16 protein-coding genes and 1 pseudogene are annotated in these 16604 nt (G+C 41.8%); 11 read left to right on the top strand and 6 right to left on the bottom strand.

The window, feature by feature from the left end:
- Nucleotides 1–405: 405 nt before the first annotated feature.
- Nucleotides 406–1608 (top strand): M20 metallopeptidase family protein, encoded by a 1203-nt coding sequence (locus tag ACZ5GY_RS08875; protein ID WP_213691025.1) that lies wholly within the window; start codon nt 406–408, stop codon nt 1606–1608.
- A gap of 82 nt (nt 1609–1690) precedes the next feature.
- A complete protein-coding gene (locus tag ACZ5GY_RS08870; RefSeq protein WP_213691026.1) occupies nt 1691–2458 on the top strand; it encodes an SDR family oxidoreductase in 768 nt (255 codons plus the stop codon).
- A gap of 5 nt (nt 2459–2463) precedes the next feature.
- On the opposite strand, the gene ACZ5GY_RS08865 is transcribed toward ACZ5GY_RS08870, so the two are convergent.
- Entirely contained in the window at nt 2464–2622 is a 159-nt protein-coding gene (locus tag ACZ5GY_RS08865) for a hypothetical protein (protein ID WP_213699292.1), read from the bottom strand.
- Between the two features lie 83 nt (nt 2623–2705).
- Here ACZ5GY_RS08865 and ACZ5GY_RS08860 point away from each other — a divergent pair, with 83 nt between their 5' ends.
- Nucleotides 2706–3935: a tRNA nucleotidyltransferase/poly(A) polymerase family protein gene (locus ACZ5GY_RS08860; RefSeq protein WP_464111758.1), complete on the top strand. Its 1230-nt coding sequence runs from the start codon at nt 2706–2708 to the stop codon at nt 3933–3935.
- A 32-nt stretch (nt 3936–3967) separates the two neighbouring features.
- Here ACZ5GY_RS08860 and ACZ5GY_RS08855 read toward each other — a convergent pair whose 3' ends face one another.
- The 5 genes from ACZ5GY_RS08855 to ACZ5GY_RS08835 form a co-directional block, all read right to left on the bottom strand.
- Entirely contained in the window at nt 3968–4891 is a 924-nt protein-coding gene (locus ACZ5GY_RS08855) for a hypothetical protein (protein WP_213691029.1), read from the bottom strand.
- Nucleotides 4891–5871, bottom strand: a complete 981-nt coding sequence (locus tag ACZ5GY_RS08850; protein ID WP_213695419.1) for a M42 family metallopeptidase — start codon at nt 5869–5871, stop codon at nt 4891–4893. Before ACZ5GY_RS08850 ends, ACZ5GY_RS08855 begins: the two co-directional genes overlap by 1 nt.
- Nucleotides 5864–6910: a zinc-binding metallopeptidase family protein gene (locus ACZ5GY_RS08845; protein ID WP_464111757.1), complete on the bottom strand. Its 1047-nt coding sequence runs from the start codon at nt 6908–6910 to the stop codon at nt 5864–5866. Before ACZ5GY_RS08845 ends, ACZ5GY_RS08850 begins: the two co-directional genes overlap by 8 nt.
- Before the next feature lie 84 nt (nt 6911–6994).
- Nucleotides 6995–8572 carry a glutathione ABC transporter substrate-binding protein gene (locus ACZ5GY_RS08840; RefSeq protein WP_213691032.1) on the bottom strand — a complete coding sequence of 526 codons (1578 nt, stop codon included), beginning with the start codon at nt 8570–8572 and terminating at the stop codon, nt 6995–6997.
- A gap of 108 nt (nt 8573–8680) precedes the next feature.
- Nucleotides 8681–9514 carry a M55 family metallopeptidase gene (locus ACZ5GY_RS08835; protein ID WP_213691033.1) on the bottom strand — a complete coding sequence of 278 codons (834 nt, stop codon included), beginning with the start codon at nt 9512–9514 and terminating at the stop codon, nt 8681–8683.
- Nucleotides 9515–9647: 133 nt separating this feature from the next.
- On the opposite strand from ACZ5GY_RS08835, the gene ACZ5GY_RS08830 reads away from it, so the two are divergent.
- The 8 genes and pseudogenes from ACZ5GY_RS08830 (at nt 9648) to ACZ5GY_RS08795 (ending at nt 16559) form a co-directional block, all read left to right on the top strand.
- Nucleotides 9648–9815, top strand: coding sequence for a GntR family transcriptional regulator (locus ACZ5GY_RS08830; RefSeq protein ID WP_464111756.1), 168 nt, complete (start codon nt 9648–9650; stop codon nt 9813–9815).
- A 126-nt stretch (nt 9816–9941) separates the two neighbouring features.
- Nucleotides 9942–11090 (top strand): annotated as a pseudogene (locus tag ACZ5GY_RS08825) (transposase family protein); the annotation flags it as partial.
- Complete coding sequence (locus ACZ5GY_RS08820; protein WP_464112115.1) at nt 11079–11642, top strand: GntR family transcriptional regulator; 564 nt, start codon at nt 11079–11081, stop codon at nt 11640–11642. The pseudogene ACZ5GY_RS08825 and the gene ACZ5GY_RS08820, both read left to right, overlap by 12 nt.
- 113 nt (nt 11643–11755) lie before the next feature.
- Nucleotides 11756–12676, top strand: coding sequence for an ABC transporter permease (locus ACZ5GY_RS08815; RefSeq protein ID WP_213691035.1), 921 nt, complete (start codon nt 11756–11758; stop codon nt 12674–12676).
- Nucleotides 12669–13535: a nickel/cobalt ABC transporter permease gene (gene opp1C, locus ACZ5GY_RS08810; protein WP_213691036.1), complete on the top strand. Its 867-nt coding sequence runs from the start codon at nt 12669–12671 to the stop codon at nt 13533–13535. The genes ACZ5GY_RS08815 and opp1C overlap by 8 nt, the downstream gene beginning before the upstream one ends.
- 5 nt (nt 13536–13540) lie before the next feature.
- Nucleotides 13541–14527, top strand: a complete 987-nt coding sequence (locus tag ACZ5GY_RS08805; protein WP_213691037.1) for an ABC transporter ATP-binding protein — start codon at nt 13541–13543, stop codon at nt 14525–14527.
- Nucleotides 14505–15473, top strand: a complete 969-nt coding sequence (locus tag ACZ5GY_RS08800; protein ID WP_213699295.1) for an ABC transporter ATP-binding protein — start codon at nt 14505–14507, stop codon at nt 15471–15473. The genes ACZ5GY_RS08805 and ACZ5GY_RS08800 overlap by 23 nt, the downstream gene beginning before the upstream one ends.
- A gap of 18 nt (nt 15474–15491) precedes the next feature.
- Nucleotides 15492–16559 (top strand): DmpA family aminopeptidase, encoded by a 1068-nt coding sequence (locus ACZ5GY_RS08795; protein WP_213691039.1) that lies wholly within the window; start codon nt 15492–15494, stop codon nt 16557–16559.
- Nucleotides 16560–16604: the final 45 nt, after the last annotated feature.

Raw genomic sequence — 16604 nt, 5'->3', positions numbered from 1 at the left:
TCTATGAAATCTTTTCTCTCGTATCTGTAGTAGAAAATGGGGAATTGATAATAGTTATATAAGAGAAAAAGCAAGACGAAGTCAAGGATTTTTATCCGCAATGTGAACCGGCGGTTCGTATTTTGAATAATTGTATCCCTCAAGGGGTTTTTTAATGTTGTTTATAGTAAAAAATAAATAAAATTTTCAAATAAAACAAATAAAGCCTATTTTAGTATTACAATATAAACAAGTTTTTGGTTTGTTTTATTTTTTTGAATTATAGAATGTGATTTAAAAAATAGTATTCATTGGTTAAGTGTGCAAAACATGATGAGTGATGGGAAGCCAAGCTTTCCTGTTTTTTGCAGGCGCTAGAGTGAAGGTTTTTATAAAAAATGTCACGATACACAAGGAGGTCTTTATATGGATATGGAAGGCATTAAGAAACTTGCACGAGAAGCGGAATCTGACGTTGTGGCTTTAAGACATCATTTTCATGCCCATCCGGAACTTTCATGGAAAGAAGTCCAGACGACTCAAAAAATAGTAGAAACGTTGAAGAGTTATGGTTTTAAGGAAGAAGATTTGCGAGTAGGTTTTGGAGGAACTTCTTCGGGAGTAATTGCAGACATCAATAAAGATGTTGATGGGCCGTGCATTGCATTACGTGGTGACATAGACGCTCTCCCCATCGTTGAGGAAAATGACGTTTCTTATAAGTCACAAAATGAAGGTGTTATGCATGCATGTGGTCATGATGCTCATAATGCTCTTTTGCTTGGGGCTGCAAAAGTATTAATGTCGATGAAAGATGAATTGCCAGGTCATGTTCGTCTTCTTTTTCAGCCTGCGGAAGAGCACGGCATAAAAGCTGGAGCGAATATAATGATTAAAGAGGGAGCTCTTGAAGGCGTAGATGCTATTTATGGTCAGCATGTATGGGCGTCTGTTCCTTCTGGGAAAATCCAATATAAGATTGGTCCTTTTATGGCCTCTGCTGATGGTTTTGAGCTTAAAATTCAGGGCAAGGGGGGGCATGGTTCAGCCCCGCAATATTCTGTTGATCCTACAATAGCTGCTGCTAACTTTGTCTTCAATCTTCAAACGATTATCAGTCGTGAAATAGATCCTCAGGATACAGTTGTAATGAGTATTGGGAAGCTGCAAGCAGGAAGCGCTTTCAATATTATTCCGGATAAAGTGGGAATCAATGGCACTATTCGAACTTTTAATCCAGAAGTACGGAATAGTTTGCCAGATAGAATGCAGAGAATCGTTGATGGCCTTTGCACAATGACAAGATGTACTGCTGATTTTGAATATCAGAAGATGATTCCTACTACTATCAATGATGAAGAAGTGGAATTGATAGCAAAAGATGTAGCTGAAGATATATTTGGTGCTGATAATGTGGAAGAAAGTCCATTGATTATGGGAGGAGAAGACTTCGCTTTTTATCAGGAAAAAATTCCTGGTGGCTTCTGTTTTGTAGGAATAGGCAATCCGGATAAAGGAACAGATAATCCTCATCATTCGCCTCATTTCAACGTTGATGATGAAGTTCTTTGGAAAGGTGTGGCAACGTACGCAGGTGTGGCCTGGAAATATCTTGTAAGCCACAAATAGTAAAATCGAGATATCGGGTCTTTTTATTTTGGAGTAGAATAAAAAGACCCGATATTTTTTATTAAATTGAGGAGGAAAGAAATTGGTCCAGTCTTTTTTCGATATAAAAGGGAAAAGAGCTCTGGTAACAGGCTCGACTCGTGGAATTGGAAGATCTTTGGCGGAGGGACTGGCTCAAGCGGGAGCGTTAGTTTTTATTAATGGTCGTTCTCAAGATTCTGTAGACAGAGTATGTCGAGATTTTTGTCGAGAAGGGTATCAAGCAAGTGGAAAAGCTTTCGATATTTGTGATTCAAAAAGCGTTACACAGGCTATACATGGAATTAAAGAGGAGTACGGTTCTATAGATATACTCGTTAATAATGCGGGAATAATGAAAAGAGAGCCTTTACTTTCTATGCCAGAAGCAATGTGGCAAAGTGTTATTCAGACTAATCTGACGAGTGCTTTTCTTGTTGGGAAAGAAGTGGCGTCTCTTATGGCCCAAAATGAAGGGGGCAAAATTATCAATATTTGCTCTTTGATGAGTGAAGTAGGACGAGTTTCTACAGGGGCTTATGCAGCAGCAAAGGGCGGTCTTAAAATGTTGACCAAGGCTATGGCGACAGAGTGGGCTTCTTATGACATACAAGTGAATGGTATTGGGCCAGGATATATTCTTACAGAAATGACTCAACCTTTGTCGGAAGACATGAATTTTGATGCATGGCTTAAGAAGAGGACCCCAGCCCGTCGATGGGGTAAACCTTCTGATTTAATTGGAAGTTTGCTTTTTTTGGCCTCTCCCGCTTCTAATTTTGTTAACGGACAGATTATATACGTTGATGGAGGAATTCTCGCGTCCTTATAATTGCTTTATTTGTGGCGTTCTACCATCATACGAATAAGAAGGGTATCACTCCATTCCCTGCCAGGATGGGTATATTTATCGATGACAATAACGAGAGAAAGAGCCAAAATAATAACCGTGAATAGAATAATGAATTGTCCCAGAAGGGACGGCTTTTTCTTCATTTATTATCACCTACTTTCGATTTGATTTTCTTTTCTTCCTATTTCATATTATTATACAATAATAAATGGAAGGGGGGATTAAGGTGTCTTTACATAGTGCCCTAAGTCTTATTCGTTTTTTTGAAGAGGAAGGTGTACGTGCGTGGATTGTAGGCGGTGCTGTTCGTGATTCTTTGGTAGGCCGTTCACTTTCTGATGTAGATGTTGCTGTTGGGTGTAGTGGGAAAGAAATAAAAAGTTTTTTCCCTAAAGCGCCGGAGATAGGCAAAGATAGTAAAAAAACGTTTGTCGTTTTTTTTGATGGTGAAGTTTTCGATGTGTTCCCTCTATACAATAAACCTCTTGAAGAAGACCTTGCTCGACGCGATTTTACTGTTAATGCTATGGCACTAGATAGTAAAGGAAAGATTTATGATCCCTTCGATGGTTTTTCAGATTTAAGAAGAGGAATCTTGCGTTTTAACGGCAATCCTATTCATCGCCTGAAAGATGACCCCATACGAGCTCTTCGTTTGTGCCGATTTGCTTCTGCCCTTGATTTAAGAATAGACGAGGATTCCGCTCGAGCTGTAAAAAATTTTTCTTCTCATATACCCCATGTTTCATCTGAACGTATTGGACATGAGGTTTTAAAGGCTTTTGAAGGAGACGCTCTTCTCTTTTTCCGTTTTGTAAGAAGCCATAACCTTATGATGCCATTTTTCCCTTTTTTACAAAAACTTTCAGGACAACGTGTTGAAAGTACGAGTTCCTATGAGGGGGATAGCCTTCTGCACTCCTTTCTCTCTCTGCAGGCAGCTCAAAATTCACGCAAAGATATGGCTGTTCAAACTGCTGCTTTCTTTCAGCATGTAGATTCTGGTTTTATTAACGAGTTGCTTGTTGATTGGTCGTGGCCTTCTTTTCTCAGGGGGGAAATTGTTACATTAATTAAAAATCTGCCGTTTTTTTTAGAACCACTATCTGACGATAGAGCCGTTTCTATGTTCGATGCTTTAGGAGATAGCGTGGTAAATAAGCTTTTTGATCTCTCTTTTGCATCACTCATGGCATCGGGTGAGTCTACCGATTCGTGGCGTGAAAATATGCTTCTTTATTACCGTACAATTTTAAGATTGAAATGTGTAGATTTTCTTCCCAACGGAGAAGATTTAAAGAAAATGCTTGCTATAGAAGAAGGACCTTTGATTGGTTTTTTAAAGACAGGACTTAGGCAAGCTGCTGCCAAAGGCGAGATTGAAAATAGAGAAGAGGCGGAAGAGTGGCTTTGGAAAAATGCCCCGGACAGAAATAAAAATATTGCTGAAGAGTAGCGTCTTTCTGCCCGGGTCTTACGATGATGAAATCAAAGAGTTTCGATCATTTTTTGTAGAAGTTTTGCTGCATTATTACAGTCTTTTAATGAACACTTGGCTTTGGATGTATAAGCTTTTTCCAATGGTATAGCTAGGGATAAAACGGCGCAATCAGTTCCAGACGTGTGAATACCTGCTATAGGAGCGGTATCTGGTGATATCGCCGATATTTGAAGTGGTATACTGTGATCCTCTGCAATATCCCTCAGTTCTTTGCTTAAATGAGAGCTTGAAATAACAGCATTATCCCGGCATCTCAGAACAGGGCCTTTCCCTACCTGTATGGAAGAATCTATAACAGGTTCAATGTGAAGCCCTATTGCTATGCGAGGGACAAGTGTTTGAGCTAAAACGTGACAACCCCGTCCGCCCACTATCCCATGAGTGCTGAAACAAAAGTAGCTTTTTCGAAGGAGTGATAGCATATCTTTCTTCTCCAGAAGGGAGAGCAATGTCCACGAAGCAATACGCCCTTCCAGAGCGGGAGCAGTGATTGAATCTCTTTCAATAGAGAAAGGACCTGTGAGAATGCCTCGATCTCCAGGTTGTGGTAATGTGGCATTATTATCAATAGTTATTGAGATTTGGTCATCATTTATTATCCCAGTTGATCCGTTGGTAAAACAAACGGTACTTCCTGATAGCGTAACTAGAGGAAGGGGACCCATAGGAGAATAGTAAATACGAGATTTTTCGTCGTGTCCAACTACAACAAAGCTGCACTGATCCAGAGAAACTAAGATCATAACAGATTTGTTTCTTTCATAGCCCACAGTAACATTCCCTAAAGGATCTCTCGTTATACTCATATCTGATGATAATAATGATTTCAGTCTTTGTTCAATAATACTAGACACATTTTTTTCAAATGCTGTGGGAGCAAAAGATTCCACAAGGGTACGAAGAAGTTCCATTAGTCGAGCCCTCCTTTCTCTACATATTCTAAGAAAGTTGCAATAAGGGCGATCGTATGACGAAGGTCCTCTAAATTGGCAACACTGACAGAAGAGTGTATGTAGCGACATGGAACAGAGACAGTTGCACACCGGGCTCCCTCTCCTGCAATATGAACAACTCCACCGTCGTTTCCTCCACCCATTATTCGACGTCTTTGCCATGGAATACCGTTTTCTTCGGCGAGGGAACAAAGTTTTTCACTGAGTTGTACATCAAAACAGCTTGTGTTATCGGCAATGGAAATTGCGGGGCCATTTCCAAGCGTCGTAGAGTGTCTATATGGTTCAACTGTAGGAAGGTCTGAGCAAACGGTTCCTTCAAGAACAATGCCAATTTGAGGTTTAACTCTATATGAAGCTGAAAGAGCTCCCCGTTCCCCGACTTCTTCCTGAGAAGAAAAAACGCCATATAGGGGTAAATCCCATTTTTTTTGTAAAACTGAGGCTAAAACGCAACATCCAGCTCTATCATCTAGGGCTTTTGCCTTTACTGATGTACCGTATAAAGGCCCATACTGCGTATCAAAAGCAATGTAATCTCCTACTGCAACAAGCTGAGAGGTTTCGTCGGCAGTCGTTGTTCCTATATCGATATATGAATTTTCAAAAGAATCTTCCATCCTGACGATTCCAGGAATGCGATTCGGGCCGATCTTTACCGTTTTAGATGAGAGGACTTGTTCATGAACTCCACCAGATGGAGTGAAAGAGATTGTTCCATCTTTTCTTATTGCTGTAACTATAAAACCGACTTCGTCCATATGGGCCACTATCATTACCTTGGGATGCTGAGTATTTCCGTTTTGATATGTAATAAGGCTTCCGAGGGGATCGACATCCATCTGATCGACTTTTCCGGAGAGAGATTGTTTGATGAATTCTCTAACATCTTTTTCATCACCACAGACTCCTATCAGGTTTGTAAGAGTTTTAAGCATATAAAGTCTCCTCCTTTGTCATGGAATCAAGCAGAGGAAGGCTCTCTGATATCAAAGCAAAAGCATTATTGAGGTCATTGGTGGAGATGATTTCTGTACTACTTGCTCTATATGTTACTGGCAACTCGATAAGAGCTGATGGAATTCCACCTGCCGCTGTTTGTAGCGCCCATATATCTGAAAAACGACGTTCACCAGAAGCTCGTAGTTGAAGTTGCATATTTTTTTCTTTTGCATGTGTGCGCAAAGCATTTGTTACGAATGGATGTGCTGCCGGTCCTGAGTATGAGACGGGCCCATTTGCCAAGGAGATGGGGGAATGAGGTGTTTCCTTGCTTTGGGCGGTTGTTGAATCTAAAACAAGGGCAATATGAGGTTTTTCGGCTATAGCAGCAGCAACTGCTCCTTTAAAAGCATTGTAATGTTGCGCAGCGAAGACGATGTTGAGATCGCTTTCAAGATGAGGAATATTTTCGAGTAAGGAAAGAAGGAGAGAAGCTCCCCAGCGATCAGAGAGAGCTCGACCACATATTTTCCCTTGTGCCAGCGAGGTGGCTTTTCGTCTAACAACTGCTGTTGTTCCTGGTACTATCCATTCGGGTATGGAGTCTCTAAATGTCAGCCCCAAGTCTATTCTTAAATTTTCCTCTGATAGAGGAGCTTTACGTTCCTCAGCTTTTAAAATATGAGGAGGACGGGTTCCAATTACTCCAAAAAGCGTATGAGAACCATCGCTGATTATAACTTCTTGAGCAGCTACGTCAGAAGCCTTGAGGCCCCCAACTGTTCTAAAAGCTAGAAAGCCTTTTTCATGTCCTGTTATTACGATTCCCGGTTCATCGTAATGTGTGAGAATCATAAGTTGTCTTGAAGAGTCTTTTCCTGGGATTTTAATAATGAGAGATTCTAATTGATCTTTTCTTGCGTATTTCTTGTATTTTTCTGGAATTAAACCTATAAGTGTGTCTGCACAAAAGTTTTCTGCACCACACACAGCTTGTTGCTCAGCCAAAAATTCAAGATGTTGAGCAATATCCATTGTTTACATCTCCTTCATTCTCCGGAAAAAGGCCGTCAGCGCGCTATGTGCCGACGGCCTTAGAGGTGCTTTTATGAGTCGATATTAGTCTTTGTATGTTGTGTTTGTAACTTTTACAAAATCAAGAGGAATTAACATGATATCATGAACGCCTCTGTTCACAGCAGTAAGGTTTGAACGGGTATAAATGGGTACCCATGGAACTTCTTCATTCATTATAGTTTGTGCTCTGGCATAGGCCTGACGGCGAACTTCCTGGTCTACGGAAGAGAATCCCATCATAACGGCCTCATCAACTTCTTTATTGGCGTAAAATGTTCTGTTTGCACCGTTAGGAACCCACTGATCAGAAAGAGTAAGTGGTCTGTATACCCAGTCAGCATCTCCTGTCGATGGTGACCAACCGTAGTAGATAACCTGGCTTGTATTTTCCTCAACAGGTTTTCTTGTTTCAGCCAAGAATGTACCCCAGTCCATAACAGCCATTTTTGCATCCATACCGATTTTGGAGAGATATGCTTGAACTGCTTCTGGAATCTTCAGTGCGGGAGTGTTTCTTCCATGTGTGAGAAGTTTTACGTGAAGAGTCTTCCCGTCTTTTTCAAGAATCCCGTCTCCGTTGCTATCTTTCCAGCCAGCTTCGGCAAGAAGAGCTTTTGCTTTTTCGGGATTGTAGGGGAGTCCTTCTACTTCTGAGTAACCGTTAACAAGAGGAGCTACCATTGAGTTTACAGGTGTTGCAAATCCCATCATGATATTTTTGCAGATTGCCTCTCTGTCAATGGCCATAAATATAGCCTGGCGAACTTTAACATCTTTCAAGATTTCATCCTGACAGTTTAAGGCAAGGAACTGAACCATAACGGAAGGCCCTATGCGCATATCTATTTTCTTGCTTTCCTTTAAACGGGCAACATCCTGTGGGGGAACCTGCTCTGCAACATCAATTTCTCCTGTTTCCATCATCATGGCTCTGGCAGAGTCTTCAGGAATTGTCTTGAAGATTACTTTTTTCAGTTTGGGTTTACCACCCCAGTACTTGTCATAAGCTTTTAGAGCAATGTAGTCGCCCTGAAGCCATTCGTCAAGCATAAAGGCACCTGTCCCAGAAGGGTTACGAACGAAATCTCTGTTTTCATCAACACCTTTGGGGTCAAGAATAAGTCCAGCAGTATGTGAAAGGATGTTTAGGAAAGCACCAAAAGATGTTTTAAGGTTGAAAACTACAGTATATTCGTCTTTTACTTCCACAGAATCTACGATAGGTGCGTAGAGGGAAGAACGTTTGTATTTCCCAGAAAGGATGCGATCAAAGTTTTTCTTTACAGCTTCTGCGTTAAAGGGAGTTCCACTGTGGAATGTTACACCTTCTCTAAGGTGGAATGTCCATGTTTTCCCATCTTCAGAGATATCCCAACTGGTAGCCAGTCGAGGCTGAATTTTCATCTCTTCATCAAAAGAGACAAGTCCCTCGTAGATACTATGACACACTTCTTCTGAAGGGGTATCTGTGAGATCTTGAGGATCCATGCCAAGAGCCTCGGTGCCCTTACCAATAAGGAGTGTATCCTTACTGGATGCCGCTGCTATTCCTGCAAAACAAAAGACTACGAGAAGAACTGTTAGAACAAGTATGAGAGAACGTTTTACTGATACACCCATATACAATCACTCCTCCATATTTTGATAATGGTGAAAATTACAAACAAGCATAAATATACCTAGCGCTGCTTCCCCCCCTTCTTGTCTGCTTAAAAGTAGCTTTTTTGTTTAAAGCTTGATAGACGCAGCGAGGGATGTGGCAATGCCCATCCAGCGGCGCATCTCTTCCATGGAGTTTCCATCCATACGTACTGTTCGTCCATCAATTCGTGTTACTCCGGGAGTGTACGAAACTTCATCACATTGGCGAGTATGTTTGAAAGTAAGTTCTAGAGAGTAAGGATGTGTAATGTTCATTATGGGTGCTTTGCCAGCGCGAAGAGTTTCAACGGCCCTTTTGGCGGCGTCTTTTAAAAGAGGAAAAGTTGCTGAAGGTGGTAAAAGCTTGGCGCAGCTGTTGGAGCGTCCTTCTTTTACTGCGCATGTTACAATTTCTTTCCCCAAGAGATTTTCGGCTTCTCGACATACGGCCTTATCTCCAGTAACAAGAGCTACAGGAATGCTTTTTTCAGCACATACAGCAGCATTTAATCCTGTTTCTCCTACGGGCATTCCGTTAAGTTTTGCGTTGAAAATAGTGCTTCCAGATACAGTGTGATCAAGAACCGCATGAAGGGTTCCTGCCATAGCATGGTATCCTACGAAGAAAACTCCATCACATCCATCTGTTCCCTCTATCATTCCTAAAGCTTTAGGAGTACCTGAAATAAGGCGAACGTTTGCTGGAAGCTGCGAAACATCCACATTGATCATACGTGCATGTGAATCGTTCACGAGAATTTCTGTAGCCCCTCCTTCGAGAGCTCCTTCTATTACTGCTTGTAGGTCATGAAGCTGCATTGTACATCCGAAGGCATATTCTACTGGTGCATCTGCCCGAACGTGGAGCGAACTGACTATACCTGTAGCGCCTTCCATATCTACACTTACATAGATTTTCACAGGAGATCACCTCAATAGTAAAAATACGATGCTTTAATTGACAATTATAAACGCAAGATGTAAAAATGGATAGACAAATGGACCCATTTTTAGATTCATTTATTATTTGCTCCATCCAAAAGGGGGAGAGCAAGTGGAGGGGAAGCTACGCGCCGACGAAATTGTTTTCCGATATGTCATATCGAAATTGGTCTCTAGGGAGTTGCATCCTGGAGAGAGAGTATACGAACCGGCACTTTGCAGGGAACTTGGAGTAAGCAGAACGCCAGTTCGTCAAGCTATAAGTAGACTTATCTTGTAGATGGGCCAGAGTTTCGTTCCGTTTACTTAGGTAAAGTGAAAGAGATAATGAAAAAGGCGGGCACCTCTCCTTTATACTGGTGTTGCTCAAACAACCAAAATAAAGGATATAGGAGGTAAACCCGCCATGACATCATTATACCAACGTTTACAGCAATCTGGGAACCCTATAGCAGCACTGGAAGTCGTAACAGATCTCATGGAACAAGGAAAGACAATCAGGGAGATTGCTCGCATCATGGGGATTTCTGAACGATGGGCCAGAACACTGGCAAAAAGAAAAAAAGATGGCCTCCCTGTGGAAAAGTTACTAGAAAAAAGGGGCCCCCGTTCCCCCCATCCTAAAAGGACGAAACCCCATATAGAAGCTATCGTTCTTGAAACCCAGAAGAAAACGAACATGGGAGCTCGGCGACTTGCCAGGGAATTGGCTCGCATCTTTAGTCTAACCCTCTCTCCTTACACGATCAGAAACATCTTGCGAAGAAACAACAGGAAGAGCAAAAAAGTACGTTCTAAAAACGGGAACAGGCGGTATTATGCCAATCTTAAGCATTGGGAAGCTCTGCAATACATTCAGATTGATGCCAAACATATCGCGGACGCCAAAGCCCTCCCTGAAAAAGCGTACGCCGCGGTCTTCAAGTACAAGCTTCCCAAGTATCAGTTTACGGCTATCGATATACGGACAAGAACACGGTTCCTAAGCTTTGCCGATGAACTTTCCTTTGCCAACGGATTCTCTTTCATGATATATGTGGGGTTCATGCTTCGCGCTTTGGGCATTCGGCACAAAATCTTTTTCCAGACGGACAATGGAACTGAGTTTGGAGGCGGAGGGGGAAGCAGGAAGAGGGCCATCATGGAAGAAAACTTCATGGCCCCTCTCGACATAACGCTTCTCTCCATCCCTAAGGGGCAGAAAGAAGCCCAGGGCTTTGTGGAACGGAGCCATCGTACTGACGATGAGGAATTCTATATCCCTACGCTTCCATATATTACATCTCGTAAAACCTTTATGATTTCTGCTACAAACTGGGTAAAATATTACAATCAGAAGCGGTCACACGGAGGAAGAGAAATGGACGGAAAAACACCAAAAGAAAAAATATACGAGCTCTCTTTAGCCAGTTCAAAAGCCGCAACTTCCATTCCGCCACTACTATTGGACAGAGTGAGCCCATTTATCTTTGAATTGGCGGGAGCCAATCATACGGACTGGGATTCCCGCCATTCACTTTATCACGTTATCAGGAAGCAAACTATGGCCCCTTACATAAGTAGACTTATCTCAGAGGGTGTTCTTGAAAATTGTGAGGGGCAGAAAGGCTATAGTGTGCCTATTTTAACCCCTGAAGATATGTTCCAAGTGTACTCTACGCGTGAAATGGTCGAGGCTAAGTGTGCGTATTATGCCGCTCTTAATGCTTCAGACGAGGATGTTGCTTTGCTTTGGAACATGAACAGACAAGAACATCTTCTTTACGAAACAGATGATAAAGAACGTTTTGCGACACTTAACGAAAATTTCCATATCACAATCAGTATTCTGAGTAAAAATATATATTTACAACGATTTGCGGTCCAACTTTATTGGAGGGCCCAACTTTATACCTTTTATCTCGGTAGTTTTTACCGCTATTATCGCTCTCTTGCCGAGAGGAAATCTCATCCTCGTGATCCTGAACATCATACGAATAAAGAGCACGCCCGAGTTATTTCGGCTATTCAGAATAGATGCCCTGACGAAGCTCATCAAGCCATGGCAGAACATATTCGCCGAACGTACGAACATTTTTGCAGAATAGAAAAATCTAATAATTTCTAGATTCGGAAAGGAGGTGTTCCTGAGAAAAATCTAGGAAAGTGAAATGGCAACACTGGAATCGTTGTAACGAAACTATGATGACGTAATTTGTTACGGAGTTATGGAGGTGTAGTATGGGACGTTTTGTTGCCAGAAGGTTGATAATGCTTATTCCTGTTCTTTTCGGAGTCTCCATTATTGCCTTCATGATCTTACATTTGGCTCCTGGCGATCCAGCAGAAATGTTAGCCGGGGTCGAAGCTTCCCAACAAGAAATCGAGCTAATCAGAGAACGTTTTGGGTTAAACCAACCCCTTCACATTCAATATTTCAGGTTTTTGAGAGGTGTGGTTACGGGTGATATGCTTTCATTGAAATATGAACAGCCTGTCTATAAGATTATTGGACCTCGCCTGAAAAATACTCTGATCCTTTCTGTAGCTGCAATGGCTATTTCTATTATTTTGGGTGTTATTGCCGGGGTACTGGCAGCGGTCTACAGGTATTCATGGCTTGATTATTTAGCCACAGTTCTTGCGCTATTAGGAATTTCTATGCCGGTTTTTTGGTGGGGACTTCTCATGATTCTTGTCTTTGCAGTGAATTTAATGTGGCTTCCTTCTGGAGGTATGGGGGGAATTCGGAATTTAGTACTCCCGGCCATCGTCTTAGGTACGGCATCCATGGGAATCATAACTCGTATGACTCGCTCAAGTATGCTTGATGTTTTGAGACAGGATTATATTACGACAGCTCGAGCGAAGGGGCTTTTAGAGAAAATTGTTATTGTCCGTCATGCTTTGCGAAACGCTATGATTCCAACAATAACAGTTATAGGACTTCAGTTTGGAGGGCACCTTGCTGGAGCAGTTCTTACAGAGAGCGTTTTTTCATGGCCCGGAGTGGGACGACTTCTTGTCGGGTCGATTCTTGCCCGAGATTATCCCGTCGTTCAGACAACATTGTTGATCGTGGCGGCAATTTTTGTTTTTGCCAATCTTATGGTCGATATTTTATACGCTTATCTTGATCCGAGGATTCGTTATCATGGCTAATCAGAAAACTCGAAAATCAACAACTCATATAGCGCTTATTTGGCGGCGGTTACGACGAAATAAAATTGCAGTTTTTGGATTTTTGCTTATTACTCTTTATGTTGTGGCTGCCATATTTGCTCCTGTTTTAGCACCCTATGATCCGACAGAGCAGGATTTAAGCCTGAGCCTGGCTCCTATGTCATCGGAACATTGGCTTGGGTGCGATGATTTCGGGAGGGATATATTGAGCCGTATTATTTACGGAGCAAGAACCTCTCTGATCATTCAGCTTACCTCTGTTGTCATAGCTCTTTTCGTTGGAGTTTTTCTCGGAGCTGTGGGGGGCTATTTTGGGGGCTGGATAGATGAAGTTATTATGCGATTCATGGATATTATGCTTGCATTCCCAGGAATGCTTCTTGCCCTTGCTATTGTTGCAATGTTGGGGCCGAACTTAACCAACCTTATCATTGCAATTGGAATTTATTCTGTTCCTCAGTTTGCAAGAATAACAAGAGGTTCTGTCATTAGCGTAAAACAGAACGACTATGTGACAGCAGCCAGAGCCATAGGAGAAACTGATAATTCAATTATATGGCATTACGTGCTTCCTAATGCTATATCTCCCATTATTGTTCAAACATCTTTGAGAATGGCGACGGTACTTCTTACGGCGGCTGGTTTGGGATTTTTAGGACTCGGAGTACAGCCTCCTACAGCGGAGTGGGGAACGATGTTAAGTTCTGCACGAATTTATCTTCGAAGTGCCCCCCATGTTGCTATTATTCCAGGGTTATGCATTATGCTTGTCGTATTAGGATTTAACTTCCTTGGCGATGGATTACAGGATGCACTTAACCCACGACTGAAGGAGTGATTGTCATGAATACTAATGACGAACTTCTGCGTGTAGAAGATCTTACAACGTGGTTTTATACAGAGGGAGGAATTGTAAAAGCTCTTGAGAATGTTTCCTTTTCTATCAAGAAGGGGGAAATTCTTGGACTTGTGGGGGAGACAGGGTGTGGTAAGTCTGTTACATCGTCGTGTATTATGCGGCTTATTCCCACACCTCCAGGGAAAATTATGGGCGGAAAGATCATGTTTGAAGATCGTAATCTTCTTGATCTTTCTGCAAACGAGATGAGAAAGATTCGAGGAAATGAGATCTCTATGATTTTTCAGGATCCCATGAGTTGTCTCAACCCTGTTTATAAAGTAGGTTTTCAAGTTCAGGAAGCCATACAAGTTCATCAACGCTCCTTATCTTTGTCAAAAGTTATGGATAAGGTCAAGAGCCTTTTTAGCGAGGTTAATATTCCAGACCCCGACAAATCCATTGACCGTTATCCACACCAGTTTTCTGGAGGGATGAAACAACGTGTCATGATCTCTATGGCATTATCGTCCCATCCCAAACTATTGATAGCTGACGAACCGACAACGGCTCTTGATGTGTCTATTCAGGCTCAGATTCTTTCTCTTATAAAAAAGCTTCAGAAAGATTATGGAACAAGCATTTTGCTTATTTCCCATGATTTGGGCGTAATAGCTTCTATGGCGCAAAAAGTTGCAGTTATGTATGCTGGCAGCATTATAGAGTATGGAACTGTGCAGGATATTTTTAATAATCCTCTTCACCCCTATACAAAAGGGCTTCTTGGGGCCATCCCTCGACTTGATCGTGATCAGGAATGGCTACAGGTTATAAAAGGCTCTCTTCCTAATTTAATGGAGCTTCCTCAGGGATGTAAGTTCCAGGCTCGTTGCGAGTGTGCCAGACCGGAATGCTCTGAACGAAGACCAGAGCGGGTTGAAGTAGAAAAAGGACACGAGGTTGCATGCCATGTCTATTCTCAAGGTCGATAATCTAAAAAAATACTTCCCTGTCGAGGGAGGTATGTTTCGTAAGAAAATAACGGGTGAAGTAAAAGCTGTAGATGGAGTATCCTTTTCTATTGAAGAAGGAAAAACACTTGGCCTTGTAGGCGAATCTGGAAGCGGAAAATCAACGATAGGGCTGATGACTCTTAAGCTTTTAAGCATAACTGACGGTGACATCTTTTTTAAAGGTCAATCTATTCGTTCTTTTGATGATACTCAATTAAAAGAATTTCGATTGAATGCTCAGATGGTATTTCAAAATCCTTTTGCTTCTTTAAACCCCCGAATGATTATTCGAGATACCATTGGCAGAGTTCTTAAAATTCATGGTCTCGTCAAAAATGATAATGAAATGGAAGATAGAGTGCTTGAAACCCTTCAGGAAGTGGGGCTTAAACCAGAACATCTTGGGCGTTACCCTCATGAATTTTCAGGCGGGCAACGTCAGCGTATAGCTGTTGCACGTGCCCTTATTTCTAATCCGGCTTTCATTGTTCTTGACGAACCAACGTCAGCTCTTGATGTTTCTGTACAAGCTCAGATTCTTAACTTGTTTAAAACTCTTCAGGAGAAACGTGGTCTGACATATCTTTTCATTTCGCATAACCTGGCCGTTATTCGTCATATCAGCGATAATGTTGCTGTTATGTATCTTGGAAGATTGATGGAATACGCTTCGAAAGAAGAAATTTTCAACAATCCGAAGCATCCATATACGCAGGCTTTGTTGAAAAGTATTCCGAAACCATGTGTTACGGGGGAGGATATAGAAGATAAGGTTATTAAGGGGGATATTCCCAGCCCCTTGAATCCTCCTACAGGATGTCGATTTCACACTCGTTGCCCTCTTGCGCAAGATGTTTGTGCTCTGGAGGCTCCTGAGTGGCGTAAAATAGGAGAAAAGCATTTTGTCGCTTGTCATTTTGCCTAGAAAGCTGAGGAGAAAATAATGAAATCGCAGAAACGTATTGCCGATTACGGTATCCACATTGGTTGTATGAAAAGGGGAGTGCTTAACGCCATTACAGATGTTGCCGGAGTAAGGGTTGGACATTGCACCTTAGACGATGGAAACATTAAAACTGGGGTTACTGCTGTAATACCTCATGAGGGCAATATGTTTCAGGAAAAACTTTTTGCAGCATGTCACGTTATTAATGGGTTTGGGAAATCTGTTGGCCTTATTCAGATTGAAGAGTTGGGAACACTTGAAACTCCCATTATTCTTACAAACACATTAAGCACGGGGACGGCTACAGAAGCGCTTGTTCGTTATATGCTCAAAGAAAACCTTGATATTGGTAAAGAAACAGGAACTGTAAACCCTGTTGTATGCGAATGTAATGATGGGTTTCTCAACGATATACGAGGTCTCCATATTCGAGAGGAGCATGTATTGCAAGCTCTTGCCAATGTTGGTACGGAGTTTGAAGAAGGTTCTGTAGGGGCGGGACGCGGCATGTCCTGTTATCAGCTAAAGGGTGGAATAGGAACAGCATCCAGGCTTGTAGAGATAGATAATTCGACATTTACGATTGGTGTTCTTGTCCTTTCCAATTTCGGAGAAAAAGGTGACTTTGTTGTAGATGGTCATAAAGTAGGAAAAAGTATAGTTTCTTTAGAACAGCCACAAGAGGATCAAGGTTCTATTATTGTCGTCATAGCAACAGATATTCCTATGACAGAACGCCAGTTAAAACGGCTCTGTCGTCGCTCTTCAGTGGGAATCACAAGGACGGGGGCTTATATCGGAAACGGTAGTGGTGAAATAGCTATTGCTTTTACAACAGCTAATCGTTTTGCTCATTATGAAAAAGCACCTGTTTGTCCCATAGGAATATTCAACGAAAATCACATCAATTTAGCTTTTAGAGCAGTTGTGGAGGCGACAGAAGAAGCCGTTCTCAACTCGATGATTTGTGCAGAAACTACAAAAGGTCGAGATGGAAATGTTCGCCATTCTCTGAAAGAGTATGCATCTTTTCTGTATACACTGATTGATAATTCTAAGCATTGATTATATCATGTATATACTTTTAGCAAGGTGCGATGGGCTTTTCTA

The sequence above is a fragment of the Aminobacterium thunnarium genome (assembly GCF_055390565.1).
This window is presented reverse-complemented; position numbering and strand designations above follow the sequence as displayed.

Excerpts from the sequence above, each read along its gene's own strand:
- ACZ5GY_RS08875 (WP_213691025.1), top strand. The coding sequence starts at position 406 with ATGGATATGGAAGGCATTAAGAAACTTGCACGAGAAGCGGAATCTGAC.
- ACZ5GY_RS08865 (WP_213699292.1), bottom strand. The coding sequence starts at position 2,622 with ATGAAGAAAAAGCCGTCCCTTCTGGGACAATTCATTATTCTATTCACG.
- ACZ5GY_RS08855 (WP_213691029.1), bottom strand. The coding sequence starts at position 4,891 with ATGGAACTTCTTCGTACCCTTGTGGAATCTTTTGCTCCCACAGCATTT.
- ACZ5GY_RS08850 (WP_213695419.1), bottom strand. The coding sequence starts at position 5,871 with ATGCTTAAAACTCTTACAAACCTGATAGGAGTCTGTGGTGATGAAAAA.
- ACZ5GY_RS08845 (WP_464111757.1), bottom strand. The coding sequence starts at position 6,910 with ATGGATATTGCTCAACATCTTGAATTTTTGGCTGAGCAACAAGCTGTG.
- ACZ5GY_RS08840 (WP_213691032.1), bottom strand. The coding sequence starts at position 8,572 with ATGGGTGTATCAGTAAAACGTTCTCTCATACTTGTTCTAACAGTTCTT.
- ACZ5GY_RS08820 (WP_464112115.1), top strand. The coding sequence starts at position 11,079 with ATGGCCCCTTACATAAGTAGACTTATCTCAGAGGGTGTTCTTGAAAAT.
- ACZ5GY_RS08815 (WP_213691035.1), top strand. The coding sequence starts at position 11,756 with ATGGGACGTTTTGTTGCCAGAAGGTTGATAATGCTTATTCCTGTTCTT.
- opp1C (WP_213691036.1), top strand. The coding sequence starts at position 12,669 with ATGGCTAATCAGAAAACTCGAAAATCAACAACTCATATAGCGCTTATT.
- ACZ5GY_RS08805 (WP_213691037.1), top strand. The coding sequence starts at position 13,541 with ATGAATACTAATGACGAACTTCTGCGTGTAGAAGATCTTACAACGTGG.
- ACZ5GY_RS08800 (WP_213699295.1), top strand. The coding sequence starts at position 14,505 with ATGTCTATTCTCAAGGTCGATAATCTAAAAAAATACTTCCCTGTCGAG.
- ACZ5GY_RS08795 (WP_213691039.1), top strand. The coding sequence starts at position 15,492 with ATGAAATCGCAGAAACGTATTGCCGATTACGGTATCCACATTGGTTGT.